We start from the raw sequence: 22,191 nt of genomic DNA on the forward strand, positions 1-22,191 counted from the left end.
CGAACCGGCGCACGCACACCGGGCCACCGAGCGGCAGCCGCACTCCGAGCCGAGCAGCAAGGGAAGAGGGAACGACCGTGAGTTCGCACGACGCCACCGAGGTGTCAGGGAACGACATCGCCATCGTCGGCATGGCCGGGCGCTTCCCCGGCGCCGACAGCGTGGGGGAATTCTGGGAGCTGCTGCGCGCGGGCCGCGAGGGCATCACCCGGTTCAGCGACGAGGAGCTGGCCGCCGCCGGGGTTCCCGAGGCGCTGCGCGCCGACCCCGCCTACGTACGGGCCCACGGCATCCTGCCGGACGTCGACCTGTTCGACACCGGCTTCTTCGAGTTCACCCCGGCCGAGGCCGAGGTCATCGACCCCCAGCAGCGCCTCTTCCTGCAGAGCTGCCACACGGCCCTGGAGGACGCCGGCTACGACCCGCGCCGCTACGACGGGCTGATCAGCGTCTACGGCGGCGCAGCCATCAACACCTACCTCCAGCGGTACGTCCTGCCGAGCATCGACCAGACCGCCACCTCGGACCACTTCCGGGTCATGGTCGGCAACGACAAGGACTTCCTCGCCACCCGCGTCAGCTACAAGCTCGACCTGCGCGGACCGAGCTACAGCGTCCAGACGGCCTGCTCCACCTCGCTCGTGGCCATCCACCTCGCCTGCCAGGGGCTCATCAACGGCGAGTGCGACATGGCGCTCGCGGGCGGCGTGACGGTCAAGCTGCCGCAGGCGCGCGGCTACCTGTACGAGGAGGGCGCGATCCTCTCGCCCGACGGGCGGGTCCGCACCTTCGACGCGGACGCCGGCGGCACCGTCCTCGGCAACGGCGTCGGCATCGTCGTCCTCAAGCTCCTCGAAGACGCCCTCGACGCGGGCGACACGGTCCACGCCGTGATCAAGGGCACCGCCACCAACAACGACGGCTCCCTGAAGGTCAGCTACGCCGCCCCCGGCAAGGAGGGCCAGGCCGCCGTCATCACCGAGGCACACGCCGTCTCGGGCACCGACCCCGGCAGCGTCTCGTACGTCGAGGCGCACGGCACCGCGACGCGCCTCGGCGACCCCGTGGAGGTCTCCGCGCTCACCGACGCGTTCCGCCGCTCCACGCCCGGCACGGGCTTCTGCGCCATCGGCTCCCTGAAGTCCAACGTCGGCCACCTGGACGCCGCGGCGGGCGTCGCCGGAGTCATCAAGACGGCGCTGATGCTGCGCCACCGCTCCCTCGTGCCCACCCTCCACTACGAACGGCCCAACCCGGCCATCGACTTCGCCGCCACCCCGTTCTACGTCAACACCGAGACCAAACCCTGGACGGGCGAGGGACCGCTGCGGGCCGGCGTCAGCTCCTTCGGCATCGGCGGGACCAACGCGCACGCGATCCTCCAGGAGGCCCCCGCGCAGGGCCCGGGCGAGCCCTCCCCGCGCGAGGAGCAGCTCCTGGTGCTCTCCGCCAGGACGCCCACCGCCCTCGACACCCTCACCGACGCCCTCGCCGACCACTTCGACGCCGCCCCCGGCACCGACATCGCGGACGCCGCGTACACCCTCGCCATGGGCCGCCGGGCCCACCGCTACCGGCGCGCCGTGATCTGCGCCGACCCCGCCGGAGCCGTACGCGCCCTGCGTGCGGCGCGCGCCGAACCCGGCCGCCCGGCCGGTGAGGCCCCGGCCGCCGACGGGCAGCGGCCGTTCACGCCGGACCCGCAGCTCACGGACCGCGCGCTCCTGGACGCCGTGCGCACCGCGTGGCTCGACGGCGCGGAGGTGGACTGGGCGGAGTTCTACGCCGGCGAGCGGCGCCGCCGCGTCCCGCTGCCGACGTACCCCTTCGAGGGCCGCAGGGTGTGGCTCGAACCGCCCCCGGAGACCGCGGTTGCCACCGCCGATGGCCCGCATCCGCTCATCGGCGCCAACGTCTCGACGCTGGCCGAGCACCGCTACGCCACCACCCTGACCGGCGACGAGTTCTACATCGCCGACCACCGCGTCGAGGGCAGGGCCATCATGCCCGCCGTCGCCTACCTGGAGATGGCGCGCGCCGCGGGCGCCCTGTCCCTGCCCCCGGGCGCGCGGACCCTGGCCCGGGTCTCCTTCGAGCGGCCGCTGTCCTTCGGGCACGGACCGCGTACGGTGCACGTCGAGCTGACCCCGCACGGGGACGCCGCACGGTTCGCGATCACCGACCGCACCGCGACGGCCTCGGGTGAGCCGGAGGTCTTCGCCCGCGGCGAACTGTCCGCCACGGACCCCGCCGACGCCCCGGCCCCCGCGGACCCGGCCGCCATCGCGGAACGCTGCCCCGACCTCCTCGCCGCCGCCGGCCTCTACGACCTGCTGCGGGCCCGCGGCCTCGACTACGGCCCCGCCATGCGCTCCCTGCGCGAGCTGCGACGCGGCGGTGACGAGGCCCTGGCCGTCCTCGAACTGCCCGACGGACCCTTCCCCGCGGGGGACCGGACCGCCGACGCCTTCGTCCTGCACCCGTCGCTGCTCGACGCCGCCCTGCACGCGGTGGTGGGCCTGCTCGCCGCCCGCGAGGACGACGGCACCACGTACCTGCCGCTGGCCCTCGGCGCCCTCGACGTGCTCCACCCGCTGCCCCGGCACTGCCTCGCACACGTCACGCTGCCCGCCCACGGCGCCGGGGAGAAGCAGACCAAGGCCGACATCGACCTCCTGGACACCGGGGGACGGCTCCTTGCCCGCCTGCGCGACCTGTCCGTACGGACCCTGAGGCCCGGCCACGAGCAGCCCGGGACCGCCCTCTTCGCCGCGGCCTGGGAGACCAGCGCCGCCGAGGCCCCGGCCGCACCGCCCGCGGGCCCGCGGCTCCTCCTCGCGCACGACCCCGCCCTGCGCGACGCGCTCCGGGGCGCCGGTGACGCGGGCCCCGCGGTGGTCGTCGCCACGCCCGGCGAGGAGTTCACGCAGGTGGACGGCGACCACTACACCGTTGACCCCTACCGCCAGGAGGACTTCGCCGCGCTCCTCGACCGGCTCGCCGAGACCGGCCGCACCCCTGCCGCGGTGCTGCACACCTGGCGCGCGACCGAGGAGGGCCACGGCCACGACGGCGCGCGCTCGGTCCTCGCCCTGACCAAGGCGCTGCTCGCGCGCCGCGGCGGCGACCGCACCGCGCTGCTCGTCGCCCACCGGACCGACACGCACGGCGCCGACCCCGCCGACGCCGCCCTCGCCGGACTCGCGCGCAGCGTCACCCTGGAGAACCCGCGCCTCACCCACCGCCTGGTCGGCCTGGACGCCGCGACGCCGCTCGTGCCCGCGCTCGCCGGCGAACTCGCCCGCCTGGACGACGGGGAGACCGAGACCCGGCACCGGGGCGGCGTCCGGCAGGTGCGGCGCCACCGGCGGCTGACCGAAGCCGCGCCCACCGCCGCCGGGACCGGGGAGGCGGGCACACCGCCCCGGGGCGGCGCGTGCCTGGTCACCGGAGGTACCGGCAGCCTCGGTCTGACCCTGGCCGAACACCTCGCCGCGCGCACCGGGGGCCCGCTCGTCCTGCTCGGCAGGTCGACGCCCGCCCCGGCCGCCGCGCGTCGCGTCGAAGCCCTGCGGGCCGCGGGCCACGACGTCACCTTCCGCCGCGCGGACGTCACCGACGAGGCGGCCCTGCGCGACGCCGTCGCGTCCGTCCGCGCCGAGCACGGGACGATACGCGGGGTCGTGCACGCGGCGGGCACGCTGAACGACGCCTATCTGCTGCACAAGGACTGGGAGGAGTTCACCGGGGTCGTCGGCCCCAAGGCGCTCGGCGCCGAGCACCTCGACCGGCTCACCGCCGACGACCCGCTGGACTTCTTCGTCTGCTTCTCCTCCGTCGCCGCCGCGTTCGGCAACGCGGGCCAGAGCGACTACGCGTACGCCAACGCCTACCTCGACGCCTTCGCCGAGCGCCGCCGCGCCCGGGTGGCCGCGGGCAGCCGCTCCGGCCGTACGCTCTCGCTCGGCTGGCCGCTCTGGACGGCGGGCGGCATGCGCCAGGACGAGGACGCCGTGCGGGCACTGCGGCACCGTACGGGCCTGTCACCGATGCCCACGGACGCCGGTCTCGCCGCCTTCGACGCGGCGCTGCGGCAGGACGGCGGCGCGCTGCTCGTCGGCCACGGGGACCTGGCCCGGGTCGCGGCGGCGCTCGAACCCGCCCCCGTGCGCAAGGCCGTCGCGGCCGGGGGAGCGACGGGCGCGGGGCCTTCCGGCACCGGCCTGGCCGAGTGGGCCACGGGCTTCCTGCGGCGGCTGCTCGCCGAACGGACGAAGCTGGACGTGCGGGAGATCGACCCGCGGGTGCCGTTCGACCGCTACGGCATCGACTCGCTGGTCATCACCCGGCTCAACGCGGAGCTGGAGCGGCACTTCGACGACCTGCCGAAGACGCTGTTCTTCGAGTACGCCACGCTGGAGGAGCTGGCGGAGTACTTCGCCGCCGACTACGCCGAACGGCTCGGGGAACTGGCGGCGACGGACGAGGGACCGGCGGGCGAGGGACCGGCGGGCGGGACCGCACCGGCGGACGCCGCCGCCGACCGCCCCGCGACCCGGCCGGCGCTCAAGGAGCGGGCCCCGGAACCGGCCCCACACCCGGCCGGTTCCCCCGACGACGCCCACGCCGTAGCCGTCATCGGCCTCTCCGGCCGCTACCCCATGGCCGACGACGTCGACGAGTTCTGGGACAACCTCGCCGCGGGACGGGACTGCGTCACCGAGATCCCCGCCGACCGCTGGGACCACGACCGCTACTTCGACGCCGACCCTTCGGCCACCGGCCGCGCCTTCTCCAAGTGGGGCGGCTTCCTGCGCGACGTGGACCGCTTCGACCCGCTGTTCTTCGGCATCTCGCCGCGCGAGGCGGAGCTGATGGACCCGCAGGAGCGCCTGTTCCTGCAGAACGCCTGGCACGTGTTCGAGGACGCCGGCTACCGCAGGGACGAACTCTCCGGCCGCCCGGTCGGGGTCTTCGTCGGTGTGATGTACGGCGAGTACCAGCTCTACGGCGCGGCGGACGCCGAGCGCGGCGGCATCAGGGTCACCGGTTCGTCGTTCGCCTCCATCGCCAACCGCGTCTCGTACACCCTGGGCCTCAACGGGCCCAGCATCGCGCTCGACACCATGTGCTCGTCCTCGCTGACCGCCATCCACCTGGCCTGCGAGAGCCTGCGCGGCGGCGAGAGCGAGGTGGCGGTCGCGGGCGGGGTGAACCTCTCCCTCCACCCCTACAAGTACGTCTTCCTCAGCCAGGGCCGCTTCGTCTCCGCCGACGGCAGGTGCCGTGCCTTCGGCGCCGGGGGCACGGGCTACGTGCCCGGCGAGGGTGTCGGGGTGGTGCTGCTCAAGCCGCTGGCCGCCGCCGAGCGCGACGGCGACCACATCTACGGGGTGATCAGGGGACACGCCGTCAACCACGGCGGCAGGACCAACGGATACACCGTGCCGAGCCCGCACGCGCAGGCCGACTCCGTGCGCCGCGCGCTGGGCGTGGCCGGTCTCGAACCGGCCGACATCGGATACGTCGAGGCCCACGGCACCGGCACGTCCCTCGGCGACCCGATCGAGATCGCCGGGCTCACCAAGGTCTTCGGCGCGCCGAAGGCGGACGCCACCGGCCGCGGCCGGCCCGAGCCGCGGTGGCCCATCGGCTCGGTGAAGTCCAACATCGGCCACCTCGAATCGGCGGCCGGGATCGCCGGACTCACCAAGGTGCTGCTCCAGTTCAAGCACCGGCGTCTGGTGCCCTCGCTCCACGCCGACGAGCCGAACCCCAACATCGACTTCGGGCGCTCCCCGTTCCGCGTGCAGCGCGAGGCCGCCGACTGGCCGGCGCCCGCCGGGGAACACGGCCCCGCCCCGCGCCGCGCCGGGCTCAGTTCGTTCGGCGCGGGCGGCTCCAACGCGCACCTCGTCGTCGAGGAGTACCGCGACGGCCCCGAGCGCCCCGAACTGCCGGTCGCCGGGCAGCGCTTCGCGCGGCCCCTGGTCTTCCCGCTCTCCGCACGCGACACCGAACGGCTCGGCGTCTACGCGGGCCGGCTCGCCGACTTCGCCGAACGCGAGGCGGTACGCGCCGAAGACCTCGCCCACACGCTCCAGCACGGCCGCGAGGTCATGGACGAACGCCTCGCCGTGGTCGCCGACGACGGCGCGGCCCTCATCAGGGCGCTCCGCGCCTTCCAGCAGGGCTCTCCGTGCCCCGGGCTCGTGACCAGCGCTTCCCTCGGGTCCGAGCCGCCGGGGGAGCACGGCCAGGCTCTCCGTGTCGCCGCCCGCTGGACCCGTGACGGCTCGGCCGACTGGAGCGCCGTCGCCCCCGGCGGCCCGAAGCCCCGCCGTGTCCCCGCGCCGCGCTACCCCTTCGCCCGCGAGCGCTACTGGGTGCCCGCCGCCGACCGGGGCGAGGGCGGTGCTCCCGCCCGCCTCCACCCGCTGCTCGACGCCAACGAGTCCACCCTCGACGAGATCCGCTTCCGCCGCACCTTCCGGGCCGGCGAACCCCTCGTACGCGACCACGTCATCGAGGGACGGGCCCTGCTCGCCGGGGCCGTCTGCCTGGAGATGGCGCGCGCGGCGGCCGGTCTCGCCGGTCCCGGCGACGCACTCGGCCTGCGCGACGTGCTGTGGGGACGGCCGGTGGTGATCGAGGACGGACACCCCGTCGACGTGTACGTCGGCCTGACCCGCACCGACGGCGGACAGGACCGGGCGGGCCGCGAACCGGCCTTCACCGTCTGGACGGAACAGGGCGGCGAGCGCACGGTCCACGTGCGCGGCACGGTGGACACGCACCCCGCGGACCCTGCCGGGCCCGCGGGCCCCACCGACCTCGCCGCCCTGCGCGCGAGCTGCCCCGAGGTCCGCGACCGCACGGCGGTCCTGGCCGCCTACGACGGCGCGCGCTTCGCCTACGGGCCCGCGTTCGACGTCATCGAGGAGGCCAGGTTCGGCGACGGCGGCGCGCTCCTCACCCTCACGCTGCCCGAGGCGGACGGCGACTGCCTGCTGCCTCCCGCGCTGCTCGACGGCGCGCTGCGGGCCTGCCACTGGGCCGACCGCCCCTCGCCGGAGGAGAGCGGGAGCCTGGCGGTGCCGTTCCACCTCGGCGCGCTGGAGATCCGCGCTCCGCGGGGGCTGCCGCGCAGGTGCCACGCGCACGCCGTGCCCGCCCGTCACACGGGGGACGACTCCGGACCGCGCCGGTTCGACGTGCGGATACTCGACGACGCCGGGGCCGAGCTGGTCCGCATCGACCACTTCGGCGGACGCCGTCTGACGCGGGAGGACACCCCGTTCTTCTACGAGCAGACCTGGCAGGACCAGGACCTCGTGCCGGGCACCGCTCCCGCCGCCGACGCCGTGCTCGTCCTCGGGGACGACGACGAGGTGGCCCGTAGCCATGCGGGGCGGGCCGGCGCGCGGCGCGTCATCGACGTACGCGTGGCGCCGGAGTACGCGAGGACGGGGCCCGACCGGTACGGCGTCGACCCCACGCGGCCCGGTGACTTCGAGCGCCTCCTCACCGACCTGGCACGGGACGGCGTCCGCTCGCTCGACGTCGTCCACCTGTGGGGTCTGGCGGCCGAGCCCGTCGACTACGGGCGGGCGGGCGCCACCACCGAGGCGGAGGCCGCGCTCGACGGCGCCTTCGCGCGCGGACTGGGCTCCCTGCGCTCCCTCGCCCTCGCCCTGGACGCCGTCCGCCTCCCCGGCCGGGTGCGCTGTGCCTACGTACTCGACGGCACGGAGCACGGCCCGCGCCCCGAACAGGAGGCCGTGGCGGGCTTCGCGCTCTCCCTCGCCGGCGTGCTGCCGCGCTTCGAGCTCTTCACCGTGGCCCGCTCCGGCGGGCCGGAGCTGCCCGCTCTGCTGGACGCCGAGCTGGCGCGCGGCGGACGCCTCACGGGGGCGGAGATCCGCCACTCGGCGGCGGGCCGCCAGGTCCGCGTCCTGCGCAGGGCCGAGACGACGGGCGCCGGGGCCGCCGTCCCGCTCAAGCGGGGCGGGACCTACCTCATCACCGGTGGCACCGGCGGCATCGGCCTTGAGCTGGCCCGCCACCTGGCGTCCACGTACCGGGCGCGGCTCGTGCTCGTCAGCCGCTCCGCCGACCGGCCGTCGGCGCGCGAGGCCGCCGACGGGCTCGCCGCGCTCGGCGGCGAGGTGCTGCTCGCGGCGGCCGACACCGCCGACGCGGCGGGCATGCGGGACGCGGTGGCGCGCGCCAAGGAGCGCTTCGGGCACCTCGACGGCGTCTTCCACCTCGCGGGCGCCGCCGACCAGTGCTCGCTGCTCGAAGCGGACGCCGCGCGCTTCACCGGACTGCTCTCCGTGAAGGCGCACGGGGTCCGGCTGCTCGACGCGCTCACCGCCGACGAACCGCTCGACCTGTTCGTGGTCTTCTCCTCCATCGCCTCGGTCGTCGGCGACTTCGGGGCCTGCGCGTACGCGGCGGCGAACCGCTTCCTCGACTCCTACGCGGAGCTGCGCGACCTGAGGGTCCGCGAGGGCCGCGCCTCGGGCCGCACCCTGTCCCTCGCCTGGCCGCTCTGGCGGATCGGCGGCGTGGACGCCCTGATGGGCGAGCAGGAGCGCGCCGGGTACCGCCACCGCACCGGCATGCGGGAGTTCACCGGGGAGGAGGGCATGCGCGCCCTCGAACTGGCCTGGCGCACGGGCCGTGTCCGGCTCGTGCCCGCGGTCGGCGACCCCGTGGCCGTGGACTCGGCGCTCACGCCCCGCGCGGATGCCGTACCGGCCGCCGCGCCCCAGGCGGCCCCGCCGCCCGCCACACCCGCCTCCGCCCTGCCCGCCCCCGCCCTGCTCGACCGCATGCGGGACCACGTACGGGGCCTGCTCGGCCAGGTGCTCGGCCTCGCGGCGGAGCGCATCGACGACCACACCGCCCTGGACGCCTACGGCCTCGACTCCGTGCTGGTCATGGAGACCAACGAGCACCTGGACAGGGACTTCCCCGGCGCCCGCGGCACCCTGCTCTTCGAGTACCGCACGGTGCACGACCTCGCCGCCCACCTCCTGGACGAACACCCCGACGCGGCCCGGCGGCTGTTCCCCGGCCAGGCCGCGCCCCGCACGCTCCCGGTCACCGCCGAGGAGCGGCCCGCCGCCCCCGCCGCCCCCGCCCCGCCCCGGCGGGAACCCGCGGGCGACGACGACATCGCCGTCATCGGCATCGGCGGGCGCTACCCGCACGCCCGCGACCTGGCGGAGTTCTGGGAGAACCTGCGCCGGGGCCACGACGCCGTCACCGAGGTGCCCCGCGACCGCTGGGACGCCGACGCGCACTTCGCCGACGACCACGCCGCCCCCGGCGCGAGCTACGGCAAGTGGGGCGGCTTCCTGGCGGACGTCGACGCCTTCGACTCGCTGTTCTTCCGCATCCCGCCCTCGCAGGCCAAGCTGATGGACCCGCAGGAACGCCTGTTCCTTGAAGCCGCCTGGTCGGCCCTGGAGAACGCCGGCTACCCGCCCTCGCGCCTGCCCCGTCCCCGCTTCGGGGGCCAGGGCCGCGACGTGGGCGTCTTCGCCGGCGTGATGTGGGGCGACTACGCCCAGCTCGCCGCCGAGGAGTCCGCGCGGGGCAACCACCACACGGTCCTCGCCAACCGCTCGGCCATCGCCAACCAGGTCTCCTACTTCGGCGACTTCCGCGGCCCCAGCGTCGTCGTGGACACCGCCTGCTCGGCCTCGCTCGTCGCCCTGCACCAGGCCTGCGAGAGCGTCCGCAGGGGGGAGTGCCGCTACGCCCTCGCGGGCGGCGTCAACGTCTCCGCGCACCCGTCGAAGTACGTCCACCTGAGCCGGATGCGGATGCTCTCCACCGACGGCCGCTGCCGCTCCTTCGGCGCGGGAGGCGACGGCTACGTGCCGGGCGAGGGCGTGGGCGCGGTGCTGCTCAAGCGGCTCTCGGAGGCCGTCGCCGACGGCGACCACATCCACGCGGTCATCAAGGCGACGGCGGTCAACCACGGCGGCCGCACCGGCGGCTACACCGTGCCCAACCCCCAGGCGCAGCAGGCCCTCGTCGAAGAGGCCCTGCACCGCGCGGGCATCGACCCGCGCACCATCGGCTACGTCGAGGCACACGGCACGGGCACCGCCCTCGGCGACCCCATCGAGCACACGGCCCTCCAGCAGGCATTCGCCGGGGCCGCGCGGGAGCCGGGCGCCATCGCCCTCGGCTCCGTGAAGTCGAACATCGGCCATCTGGAGGGCGCCGCGGGCATCGCGGGCGTCACCAAGGCCGTGCTCCAGCTCACCCACGGCCAGTTGGTGCCCTCGCTGCACTCCGAGGAGACCAACCCGATCATCGACTTCACCCGGTCGCCGTTCCGCGTGCAGCGCACCCTCACCGACTGGGCGCGGCCCGTCACCGAGGTGGCCGGGGTGCCGGTGGAGCAGCCGCGCAGGGCGAGCGTCAGCTCGTTCGGCGCGGGCGGCACCAACGCGCACGTGATCCTGGAGGAGTACCGCGCCCCCGACGAGCGGCCCGCCGCCCCGTCCGGCGGTCCCGAACTGCTCGTGCTCTCCGCGCGCGGCCCGGAGCGGCTGCGCGCCTACGCCGCCGAGATGGCCGCCCATCTGCGCGCGGAGCGCCCCTCCCTCGCCGACACCGGCCACACCCTGCGCGTCGGCCGCGAGGCGCTGCCCGAACGCCTGGCCTTCACCGCGGCCGACATCGACGACGCCGCCGACACGTTCGCCGCCTTCGCCGACGGGGCGAGCGTCCCCTCGGTCATCACCGGCAACGCCGACCGGCAGACCGCGCTGGCCGACGTGTTCACCGACGGCGCGGGCCCGGACTTCCTGCGGACGCTCGCCGCCGCCGGCGACCACACCCGCCTGGCCAGGCTCTGGGTCTCCGGCGCCTTCGCGGAGTGGACGGCCCTGGAGGAGTTCACCGCGGCCGGGTGCCGCACGCTGCCGCTGCCGGGCTACCCGTTCGAGCGCCGGCGCCACTGGCTGCCCGTCACCCGTACGGAACAGCCGGAGGTGCCGCCCCCGCCCTCACCGACGGCGGCACGGCCCGCGCGGCCCGAGCCGGTGAGCAGCACCCTGACGCTCGCGCCCACCGACCCGGTCGTCCGCGACCACGTGGTCGGCGGCCGTGCCGTGCTGCCCGGCGTCGGCCACCTGGACCTGGTGGCCCGCACCCTGGGCGCGGACGCGGCGCGCGTCTTCCGCGACGTGCGCTGGCTCGCCCCGCTCACGGTGCCGGACACCGGTACCGAAGTCGCCCTGACGACCGAGCCGGACGCCGCCCCGGCGCTCGGTTACCGCCTGAGCGCGGCCCCGGCCGGTGACGGCGCGACCGGCGAAGGCGGCCCCGTGTTCTCGCTCGGCCAGGTCCTCGCCTCCGCGCCCGACCGCCCCGCACCCCTTCCCATCGACCTGATCAAGGCGGACTGCCCGCGCGAGGTCGGCCACGAGGAGCTGTACGAGGGCCTGCGCGGGCGAGGTCTGCCCTACGGCCCCCACTTCCGGCGCGTGACGCGGGCGTGGACCGGCGAGGGGACCGCCCTCGCCCGGCTGAGCCGACCGCGCGGGCACTCCGGCGCGGCCCCCGGCCCGCTGGCCCCCGGCCCGCTGGACCCCGGCACGTTCGACGCCGCGCTGCACCCGCTGGCCCTGCTGCTCGCCGACAGCGGCGCGAGCGCCCGGCCGCTGCTGCCGTTCGCCGCGGACCGGGTGGAGATCCACGCCGCCCTGCCCGACGAAGGCTGGTCCCACGTCCGCGACCTGGGCGCGCGGCGGTTCGACGTCACCGTCACCGACACCGGGGGCCACGTGTGCGTACGCGTCGTCGGCCTCGCCCTGCGGGAGCTGAGGCCGGAGCCGTCCATCGACTACCGGCCCCGCTGGGCGGTGGCGCCCCCGGTCACCGCGGGCACCGCGGCGCCCCGGGCCGTCCTGACCGTCACGGGCGAGGACGGGGCGGCGCGGGCGGACGCCCTGCGCGCGGCCCACCCGGACGCCGAACACGTCCGGCTGACCATCGGCGAAGGCGGCCTGGACGAGCGCGCGACGGACGGACTCCTGGCCCGCGTCCCCCACCTCGACCTGGTGTACTTCCTGGGCACCGGCGGCACGGACGGACCCGTGGAGGACCGGGCGGGGCTGCACGCGGCGCAGGACCGCGGCACCGTCTCGCTGCACCGGCTGATCCGCGCCCTCGACCGCGCGGGCACGCTCGACAGGCCCCTGGCCCTCAAGGTGCTCACCGCCGACGGCCTGCCGCTCGGCGACGACGACGCGGTGCGCCCCACGGCCGCCGGGCTCATCGGCTACTGCGAGGTCGCGGCGAAGGAGTTCCCGCGGCTCTCCGCCGCCTGCCTCGACGTGCGCGGCGACGAACTCGACGCCGGTGTCGCCGCCCTGGTCCACGAGCCGGCGCTCGCCAAGGTCCGTGCCGTGTCGCTGCGCGGCGGCGTACGGCGCGTCCGCCGCCTCGAAGCGGTGGAGCCGGCCGCTGCCCCGACCCGCTTCCGCACGGGCGGCGTCTACCTCGTCATCGGCGGCCTCGGGGTGCTCGGGCGTGACACCGCCCGGCACCTGGCCCGCACCTACCGCGCCCGCCTGGTCCTCGTCGGCCGCGGGGCACCGGACGAGCGGCGCCGCGCCGACCTCGCGGCGCTGGAGGAGCTGGGCGCCGAGGTGTCGTACGTACCGTGTGACGCCGCTGACCCGGTGGCCCTCCGCCAGGTGATCGACGGGGCCAAGGACCGCTTCGGCGCGCTCCACGGCGTCATCCACTCCGCGATGGTGCTCGTCGACAAGCCCATCAGGGACCTCTCCGAGGCCGAGCTGCGCACCGCCCTGGACGCCAAGGCGGACACGGTGTGGAGCATGTTCCACGCCCTGCGCGGCGAGCGGCCCGACTTCGTGCTCCTGTACTCCTCGGCGGTCACCCTGGAGGGCAACCACGGCCAGGCCGGATACGCGGCGGGCTGCCACGTCGCCGACGCGTGGGCGCACGCCGAGGCCCGCACCGCGCCCTACCCCGTCCGCACCGTCAACTGGGGCTACTGGCACGCCGCGGGCGACGCCCACAGGGAACGCGTCCTGGGCCGCTTCGCCGCAGCGGGCATCCGGCCCATCGGCGCCGAGGAGGGCATGGCGGCCGTGGAGCGGGTGCTCTCGGGCGGGCTGCCGCGGGTACTCGTCGTCAAGGCCGACCCCAAGATCCTCGCCGGTCTCGGCGTCGACGCGGACACGGTGCTGCGGGCGCAGCCGGAGCGTCCCGCGCCGTCCGCCCTGCTGGCCCCCGGCCGGGAACCGCTGGCCGGGCCCGCGCCCGGCGGCCCGGCGGCCACGGAGACCGAGGTCTTCGCCCGGCGGCTGCTCGTCGGCGCCCTGCGGAGCTCGGGCGTCCTGCGCGGCCCCGGTGAGCGGCACACCCGCGACGGGCTCCGCGCCCGCCTCGGCGTCGTCCCGGCACAGGAACGGCTCCTCGGCCTGCTCCTCGACGTCCTGCAGCGCGGCGGCCACCTCCGTGCCGAGGGCGCCGAGCTGGTGACCACCGCCCTGGTCGACGACCCGGAACTCCTCCGCCGCGCCGTACACCCGCGGGAGGCGGCGGCCGAACTGACGGCACGTCACCCCGAGGCGGGCCCCGTGGCCGCCCTGCTGCTGCGCTGCGTCGAGGCGCTGCCCGACGTACTGGCCGGACGGCGCGGACACATGGACGTGCTCTTCCCCGGCGGCTCCTTCGACCTGGTCGAGGCCGTCTACGCGGGCGACCCCGTCACCGACCGGTGCAACGGACAGGTCGCCGACACGGTGGTGCGGTACGTGCGGGAGCGCCTGCGCGGCCGGCCCGGCGACCGGGTCAAGGTGCTCGAAGTCGGCGCGGGCACCGGCGGCACCAGCGCCCGCGTCCTGCGCGCGATCGCGGAGGCCGGGCTCGGCGACCACGTCGAGTACCTCTACACCGACGTGTCAGAGGGCTTCGTGCGGCACGGCCGCAAGCGCTTCGGCGCCGACCATCCCTTCGCCGGCTTCCGTGCGCTCGACATCGAGCGCGACCCGGGGGAGCAGGGCATCGAGAGCGGCGGATACGACCTGGTGCTCGGCACCAACGTCTTCCACGCGACCCGCAGCATCGACCGCACCCTCGCGCACACCAAGCGCCTCCTCGCCACCCACGGTGTGCTGGTGCTCAACGAGGGCGTCGAGCAGCGCGACCAGATGGCGCTGATCTTCGGCCTGACCGCCGGCTGGTGGCTGTTCGAGGACGCGGAGTACCGGCTGCCGCACTCCCCGCTCCTGTCCGCCACCGCCTGGCGCGACGTCCTCGCCCACAACGGGTTCCGCCGGATCACCGAGGGACCGCGCCCCGCCGGAGCCACCCACCAGTGCGTCCTGGCGGCCGAGAGCGACGGCTTCGTCCCCGTCTCCGCACCGGGGACGCCCGCCCCCGAGGTGCCTCACCCCGTGGTCACGGCTCCCGAGGCGCGGCCCGCCGACGCCGACCGGGTGAGTGCCGCGGAGCGCCGGGTCACGGCGGTCTTCGCGCGCGTCCTGGAGATGCCCGAGGACCTCCTCGACCCCCGGGCCACCTTCGAGAACTACGGCGTCGACTCACTGGTGGTGCTCAGCCTCACCAAGGAGCTGGAGCAGGAGTACGGGCCGCTGCCGTCCACCCTGCTCTTCGAGCACATCACCATCGAGCGCCTCGCCCGCCACCTGGCCGCCACGGCGGCGGGCGAGACGCCCCGGCCGGAGCCCATGGGGGAGCCCGAAGCGGAGCCGGTCCCGGAGCCGGGCCCGGAGCCGGACCCCGGTGTCGAGCAGATCGTCGACAGCCTCTCGGACGCGGAGGTGGACCGCCTGCTGCGCCAGTTGAGCAGTGTTCTCCAGGACCAGGAGGAGCAGCGATGACCACGCCCTTCAGTGCCGTCCTGATCGGTGAGGAACCCCTCCTCGCCGAGTGCGGCGAGCATCTGCTGACGCGGGGCCACCACGTGGCCGCCGTGGTCGCCGAGGACCCGGGGCTGCGCCGCTGGGCCGCCGGGCACGGGCTGACCGTCGTCGATCCCGGCCGGGGTCTCGCGGAGCGGCTGCGCCCGCTGCGGTTCGCGTACCTGTTCAGCGTCACCAACCTGCGGATGCTGCCCGACGACGTCCTCGCGCTGCCCGAGCGGATGGCCGTCAACTTCCACGACGCGCTGCTGCCCCGGCACGCCGGCCTGCACGCCACCAGCTGGGCCGTGCTGGAGGGCGCCACCGAGCACGGCGTCACCTGGCACGTCATGGAGCGCGAGGCCGACACGGGCGACGTGCTCAAGCAGCGGGCGGTGCCGGTCGGCCCCGACGACACCGCGTACACCCTCAACCTCGCCTGCTACGAGGCCGCCGCCGCGAGTTTCGGCGAGCTCGTCGAGGAACTGGCCGCGGGCACCGGGACCCGCACCCCGCAGGACCTCACCCTGCGCACCTACCACGGCCTCCACGACGGCCCGCCCGACGGCGGCCTGTTCTCCTGGCGCGGGTCCGCCGCCGGCCTGGGCGCCCTGGTGCGCGCCACCGACCTCGGACCGCACCGCAACACGTTCGGCCTCGCGCTCCTCGCCCTGGGGGAGCGCCTGTTCGCCGTAGGGAAGGCGGAGGTCACCGACCGCCCCTCGACCAGCCCGCCCGGCACCGTGGTCGCCGTGGAAGGACCGGCCGCCACGGTCGCCACCACCGACTTCGACGTGCGCCTCACGGACCTGTCCGACCTGGACGGCGGCCCGTCGGCCACGGCGGCGGGCCTGCGCCCCGGCGACCGGTTCGCGGAGCCGGACGACGCGGCCCGGCAGCGGTGGGCGGCCACGGCCCGCGCCGCGCGCCGCCACGAGCGGCACTGGCTGCCCCTGCTCACCGACCGGGCGCCCCTCGAAGTCCCGTGGCCCGCGGCCCCGGAGCCCGCCGAGCCGTCCGGCGCCCGCACCCTCGCCCGCGCCGCTGTGCCGCCCGGCGTCCCGGCCGCGGACCCCGAGGAGGCGAGGGCCTGGCTGGTCGCCGCGCTCCTGCGGTTCCTCGGCCGGATGGCGGGGGAGGACGCCGGAGGGTTCGACGTGGCGCTCCGTCTGACCGGGCCGCCGGCCGGGCCCCTGATGTCCGACGCGCCCTTCCGCGTCCCCGCGGCGGCCCGCTCCGTGGCCGACCTCGCGGCAGCGGTCTCCCGGCGGCTCGCCGAACCGGCCGAGCGGAGCGCCCCACTGCGGGGAGCGCACCTGCGCGTGTCCGGTCCCGGCGAACGAGCGGCGCTCGCGGGGACCCCGCTGCCTGTCACCGTGGACCTGAGCGAGGGCCGCGGCACCGCTCACCGCGCTGCGGGGTCCGCCCTGACCGTACGGATCGGCGGGCCGGGCGAGGTGCCCCGCACTGTCGCCTTCCTTCCGGCGGAGGAGAGCGGGGCGGCCGCCGCCCACCACCTGGCGGCCCGCTTCGAGGGATTCCTGCGCTCGGCCGCCGAACGGCCCGACGAGGACGCCGCACTCCTCCCGCTGCTGTCCGGCGACGAGAGCCGCCTGGTCCTCGACACCTGGAACGACACGGCCGCCGACTACCCCGCCGACCGGTGCGTGCACCAGCTCTTCGCCGAGTGGGCGGCCAGGCAGCCGCAGGCGCCCGCCGTCAGGTCCGGCGACACCGTCCTCGGCTACGGCGAACTCGACCGCGCGGTCAACCGCCTCGCGCACCGCCTCGCCCGCCTCGGCGCAGGTCCCGGCACGCTCGTCGGGGTCTTCCTCGACCGCTCGGCCGACCTGCTCACGGGGCTGCTCGCGGTGCTGCGGACGGGCGCCGCGTACGTGCCGCTCGACCCGGTCTACCCGCCCGAGCGCATCCGGCACATGCTCGACGACTCCGGCGCGCTCCTGGTGCTCACCGAACCGGCGCTCTCCTCCGCGCTGCCCGCGGACTGCCCCGCGCGGACGGTGGAGATCGGCCCCGCAGGCGGGCACGGGGACGGGGACGGAGAGGGCGGCGAGGCGGATGCCGATGACGACTTCCCCGACCGGGCCTCCGCCAAGGACCTCGCCTACGTCATCTACACCTCCGGCTCCACCGGCCTGCCCAAGGGCGTGCGCGTCGGCCACCGCGCGCTGACCAACTTCCTCTGCTCCATGGCGCGGGAGCCCGGCTTCGGCCCGGACGACTCCCTGCTCGCGGTCACCACGGCCTGCTTCGACATCGCGGGTCTTGAGCTGTATTTGCCGCTCGTCACGGGCGGCGAGGTGCGCGTGGCGTCCGCGGAGACGGCCGCCGACGGCTTCGCGCTGCGCGAGCTGGTCGAGGCGTACCGGCCGACCGTCATGCAGGCGACACCCGTCACCTGGCGCATGCTGATCGGCGCGGGCTGGCGGGGTGGGCCCGGGCTGACGGTCCTGTGCGGCGGCGAGGCGCTGCCCGAGGACCTGGCCGCCGAGCTCGTGCGGCGGGCCGACCGGGTCTGGAACATGTACGGGCCGACCGAGACCACCATCTGGTCCTCGCTCGACCGGGTCGAGGAGGGACACCCCGTCACCATCGGCCGCCCGCTCGCCAACACGCGGATGTACGTGCTCGACGAGCGGCTGCGGCCCGTGCCGCCCGGCAGCCCGGGGGAGCTGTACATCGGCGGTGACGGAGTGGCCGACGGCTACCACCGACGCCCGGAACTCACCGCCGCCAGGTTCCTCGACGACCCCTTCGCGCCCGGCCGCGTCTACCGCACGGGCGACGTGGTACGGCACCTGCCCGACGGCCGCGTCGAGTATCTGCGCCGGGTGGACGGCCAGGTGAAACTGAACGGCTACCGCATCGAGCCGGGCGAGATCGAGACCGTCCTGCGCGACCACCCCGCCGTCGCCCAGGCAGCGGTGGTGGTACGCGACGAGGAGCCCGGCGGCGGCAGGCTCGTCGCCTACGCCGTGCCCGAGGGGGCGGGTCCGCTCCCGGCCGCCGCCGAGCTGCGCGCGCACGTACGGGAGCGGCTGCCCGCCTACATGGTCCCGTCGGCCGTCGTCCCGCTGCCCGCGCTGCCGCTGACACCGAACGGCAAGCTCGACCGCCGTGCCCTGCCCGCCCCGCACGGTACGGCGGCCCCCACGGGGCGGCCGGACGAGGCCGGGCCGCGCGGCGCGCTCGAACAGCGGATCTCCGCGATCTGGCGGAGCGCGCTCGGTCTGCCGGACATCGGGGCCGACGTCAACTTCTTCGACGCGGGAGGCGACTCCCTGCGGCTGACCCACGTGGTGGCGCGGCTCAGGGCCGAGCTGCGCCCCTCGCTGAGCCGGCTCGACATGTTCCGCCACCCGACGATCCGGACGATGGCCCGCCATCTCGCCGAGGACGGCACCCCGTCCGGGGCGCCGGTGCGCGGGCGGCAGCAGGGCGGCCGGGACAGGTCCCTGCTCGGAGCGCGCCGCCGGAGGTCAGGCGCCGAACGCTGAGCCCGCCGGAGGCCGGACGGCCGGCCGACACATCTCTCCAGGAGGCATCGTGGAACCCACCATCGTCCGCTGCAAGATCTGCTCCATCAAGGACGGGCATCCGGGGATCGTCCTCGACGACCAGCAGGTGTGCAGTCTCTGCAACCTCGACTTCGCGGGCGACCTGATCGTCAACTACAAGTACACCAACGAGGTGTTCGCCGAGTTCCAGGCGGCCCCGCCCAATCCGCGCGGTGAGTTCGACTGCCTCTTCATGTACAGCGGCGGCAAGGACAGCACGTACATGCTGGACAAGTTCGTCAACGAGTACGGCAAGCGGACCCTCGCGTACACCTTCGACGTGCCCTTCGAGAGCACGCATGCCGCGCAGAACATCAAACTGGCGCAGGAGAAGCTGCCCGCGACGTTCATGGTGGACGCGGACGACGACAACATCAAGAAGATGATGCGGGACGTCTTCAACCGGCCGCGCCCGAAGAAGCCGGGGCAGTACCTCGACGAGAAGCTGCCCTGTGTCTCCTGCCGTACGTTCTTCGTGATCCGCGCCATCCTGCACGCCTACCGCGAGCACATCCCCTACATCGCGCTCTGCGCCGACCCGCAGCAGATCCTCACCATGGAGTCGAACGTCAGGGAAGTGGTGCGCGGCTTCTACAAGTCCTTCGGACCCGAGCTGGCGAGCGAACTCTTCGACGGCGAGATCGAGGAGATCCTCTTCGCCGAGGACGACGAACTCCCCAAGATCGTCTTTCCGTTCATCGCCATGCGGCACGACTACGACCCCGACCGCATGGTGGCGGAGCTGAAGGAGAAGGGCCTCTACGCCTCCTCGCCGATGGAGACGCACTGCACGCTGTTCCCCCTCCTGAACTACTACTCGTTCAAGAACTGGGACTGCATGTTCTACAAGCTCAACGCGTCCAGCTACACGCGCGCGGTGAGCCGCAACAAGGACTACGACCGTTCCACCTTCAGCATCAAGTTCCCGCGCTCCCTGGACCTGCCCGAGGTCGAGGAGAAGCTGAAGAAGGTGGTTCTGGAGATAGCCGCGGGCGAGGGGGACCGCGAGCAGCACCGGGCCGCGCTGGTGGAGCTGTTCAAGCAGATGGACACCACCGACGACGGAGCGCGGTTCATCGCGGAGACGTTCCTGGACATGCGCGCCGTCGCGGCGGACCTCGGTATCAAGGTGGGTTGAGGAGAAGACATGAACGACCAGCGGACAGAGCGGCAGGACCACGAGGTCCGGGACTCCGACATCGCCGTCATCGGGCTCGCCTGCCGGTTCCCCGGCGCCGACACCCCCGACAAGTTCTGGCAGGTGCTCAGCGAGGGGAGGGAGACCCTCACCTACTTCTCCGACGAGGAGCTGCGCGCGGCCGGGGTCGGCGAGCACCTGCTGAGCGACGACCGGTATGTGAAGGCGGGCCAGATCCTGCCGGACGCCGACACGTTCGACGCGGGGCTCTTCGGCATCACCCGGGACGAGGCGGAGCTGATCGACCCGCAGCAGCGCCAGTTCCTTGAGTGCGCGCACGAGGCGCTGGAGGGCGCGGGCTACGACCCGCGGCGCGGCGAGCAGCAGATCGGCGTCTACGCCGGAGTGGGCCTGAACACCTATCTGCTGCACAACCTCGGCGAGCGCTACCGCACCGCGTCGTCCGTGGACCGCTACCGCATGATGATCACCAACGACAAGGACTTCGTCGCCACCCGCACCTCCTACAAGCTGAGCCTGAACGGCCCCAGCGTCAGCACCAACACCGCCTGCTCGACCTCCCTCGTGGCCGTGCACCTGGCCTGCCTCAGCCTGCTCTCCGGGGACTGCACCATGGCGATCGCGGGCGCCGCCCACATCCAGGCCGACCAGGGCGAGGGCTACCTCCACCACGAGGGGATGATCTTCTCGCCGGACGGCCACTGCCGGGCCTTCGACGCCAAGGCGCAGGGCACCGTCATCGGCAACGGCGTGGGCGCCGTGGTCCTCAAGCGGCTGAGCGACGCGCTGGCCGACGGCGACACCGTCCACGCCGTCATCAAGGGCACCGCGGTCAACAACGACGGCTCCGACAAGACCGGTTACACCGCGCCGAGCGTCCAGGGCCAGGCCGCCGTGATCGCCGAGGCCCAGCAGATCGCCGACGTCGGGCCGGAGACCATCTCGTACGTGGAGGCCCACGGCACGGCGACCCCGCTCGGCGACCCGGTCGAGGTCGCCGCGCTCAGCCAGGCATTCGGCCGCGAGGGCGGCACGCTGCCCCCGGAGTCCTGCGCGATCGGCTCCGTCAAGACCAACGTCGGTCACCTCGACACGGCCGCGGGCATGGCCGGGCTGATCAAGACGGTCCTGATGCTGCGCCACCGCACCCTCGTCCCCAGCCTCCACTTCGAGGCCCCCAACCCGGAGATCGACTTCGCGGCGGGACCCTTCTACGTCGGCACCGAGACCAGGCAGTGGCCCGAGGGGCCGACCCCGCGCCGGGCCGGCGTCAGCTCCTTCGGCATCGGCGGCACCAACGCCCACGTCATCGTGGAGGAGCCGCCCGCCGTCGCCGCCCCCGACGCCGAGGACGCCGGCCCCCGCCTCCTGGTGCTCTCCGCCAACACCCCGGCCGCCCTCGACACGGCCACCGCCGACCTGGCCCGCGCGCTCCGCAAGGACCGCGGCCTCGACCTGCCCGCCGTGGCCCAGACTCTGGCGCTCGGCCGCCGCGCGCACCCCTACCGGCGCGCGCTGGTCGCCACCGGTGTACGGGACGCCGCGCTCGCCCTGGCGCTCGGCGACGCCGGCCGGGTCCTGACCGCCGACCCCGCCGACGAGCGGCCCGTCCTCGACCTGGCACCCGGCACCGGCGTGCCCGGCCACGCCGCGGCCCTGTACGCGGACGCCGCGGCCTTCCGCGAGCACTACGACCGGTGCGCCGCCGAACTGGGGGCCCCCGCCGCCGAACTGCTGGCCGCGCGGGGCCCGGCGGCGGACTTCGCCGTCCAGTACGCCACCGCGCGGACCCTGGCCGGCTGGGGCGTCACCGCCCCCGTGGTCGCCGCCGACCGCACCGCGCTGCCCGACGCGGCACTCCGTCTGCTGGAAGGGATCGGCGCGCAGCACACCGCAGGAGCCGGGCGGCCCGGCATCGCCCTGCTGCCGCGGGCGGCGGACTCCACCGGCGTGCCGTTCCTGCTCGGTCTCGTCGGGCGGCTGTGGACCGCGGGCGAGGACGTCGACTGGGCGGCGTTCCACCAGGGCGAGCGGATACGGCGGGTGCCGCTGCCCACCTACCCCTTCGAGCGCGTACGGCACTGGATCGAGCCGCACGGCAGCGCGGCACCGGCCGCCGGTCCGGCGGCGCGGACGCTGCGGGACCGCTTCGACGGCGCCCCGGACGCCGAGAAGAGCGCCCTGCTCACCGGGTTCATCCGGCAGGAGATCGCCGCGGTCCTCGGCGCACCCGACCCGCGCACGGTGGACCTCGACACCAACCTGTTCGACATGGGTCTCGACTCGCTGATCCTCATCGAGGTCATCGCCAAGCTCAGCGAGGAGCTGTCCCACCCGGTGCGCTCGTCGGCGTTCGTGGAGTACCCGACCGTGCGCTCCTTCGTCGCCGACCTCGGTGGTGAACTGGGCATCGCCCCGGAGGCGGCGGCCCCGGCCCCCGCCGCCTCCGAGGGCCGCGTCTCCCGCAGGGCACAGCGGGCGGCGGCGCGCCGCCCCGGCGCGTAGTCCCGGCGTTCCTGGGCGGCCG

The 22,191-nt window shown here is 75.2% G+C and carries 4 protein-coding genes; all 4 read left to right on the forward strand.

Annotated elements, in window-relative coordinates; all coding sequences use genetic code 11:
• The first annotated feature begins 77 nt into the window (after positions 1 to 77).
• From AB0I16_RS19190 to AB0I16_RS19205, 4 genes are read left to right on the forward strand one after another with little or no spacing between them, the layout of a single operon-like run.
• Positions 78 to 14,906, forward strand: coding sequence for an SDR family NAD(P)-dependent oxidoreductase (locus tag AB0I16_RS19190; RefSeq protein WP_363250606.1), 14,829 nt, complete (start codon positions 78 to 80; stop codon positions 14,904 to 14,906).
• Positions 14,903 to 18,445, forward strand: coding sequence for an amino acid adenylation domain-containing protein (locus AB0I16_RS19195; protein ID WP_363250607.1), 3,543 nt, complete (start codon positions 14,903 to 14,905; stop codon positions 18,443 to 18,445). Before AB0I16_RS19190 ends, AB0I16_RS19195 begins: the two co-directional genes overlap by 4 nt.
• 49 nt (positions 18,446 to 18,494) lie before the next feature.
• A complete protein-coding gene (locus tag AB0I16_RS19200; RefSeq protein WP_363250609.1) occupies positions 18,495 to 19,643 on the forward strand; it encodes an OzmP in 1,149 nt (382 codons plus the stop codon).
• A gap of 9 nt (positions 19,644 to 19,652) precedes the next feature.
• On the forward strand, positions 19,653 to 22,169 hold the full coding sequence (locus AB0I16_RS19205) for a beta-ketoacyl synthase N-terminal-like domain-containing protein (protein ID WP_363250610.1): 2,517 nt from the start codon (positions 19,653 to 19,655) through the stop codon (positions 22,167 to 22,169).
• Positions 22,170 to 22,191 lie beyond the last annotated feature (22 nt).

The organism is Streptomyces sp. NPDC050703 (assembly GCF_040654435.1).
Classification (GTDB): Bacteria; Actinomycetota; Actinomycetes; order Streptomycetales; family Streptomycetaceae; genus Streptomyces.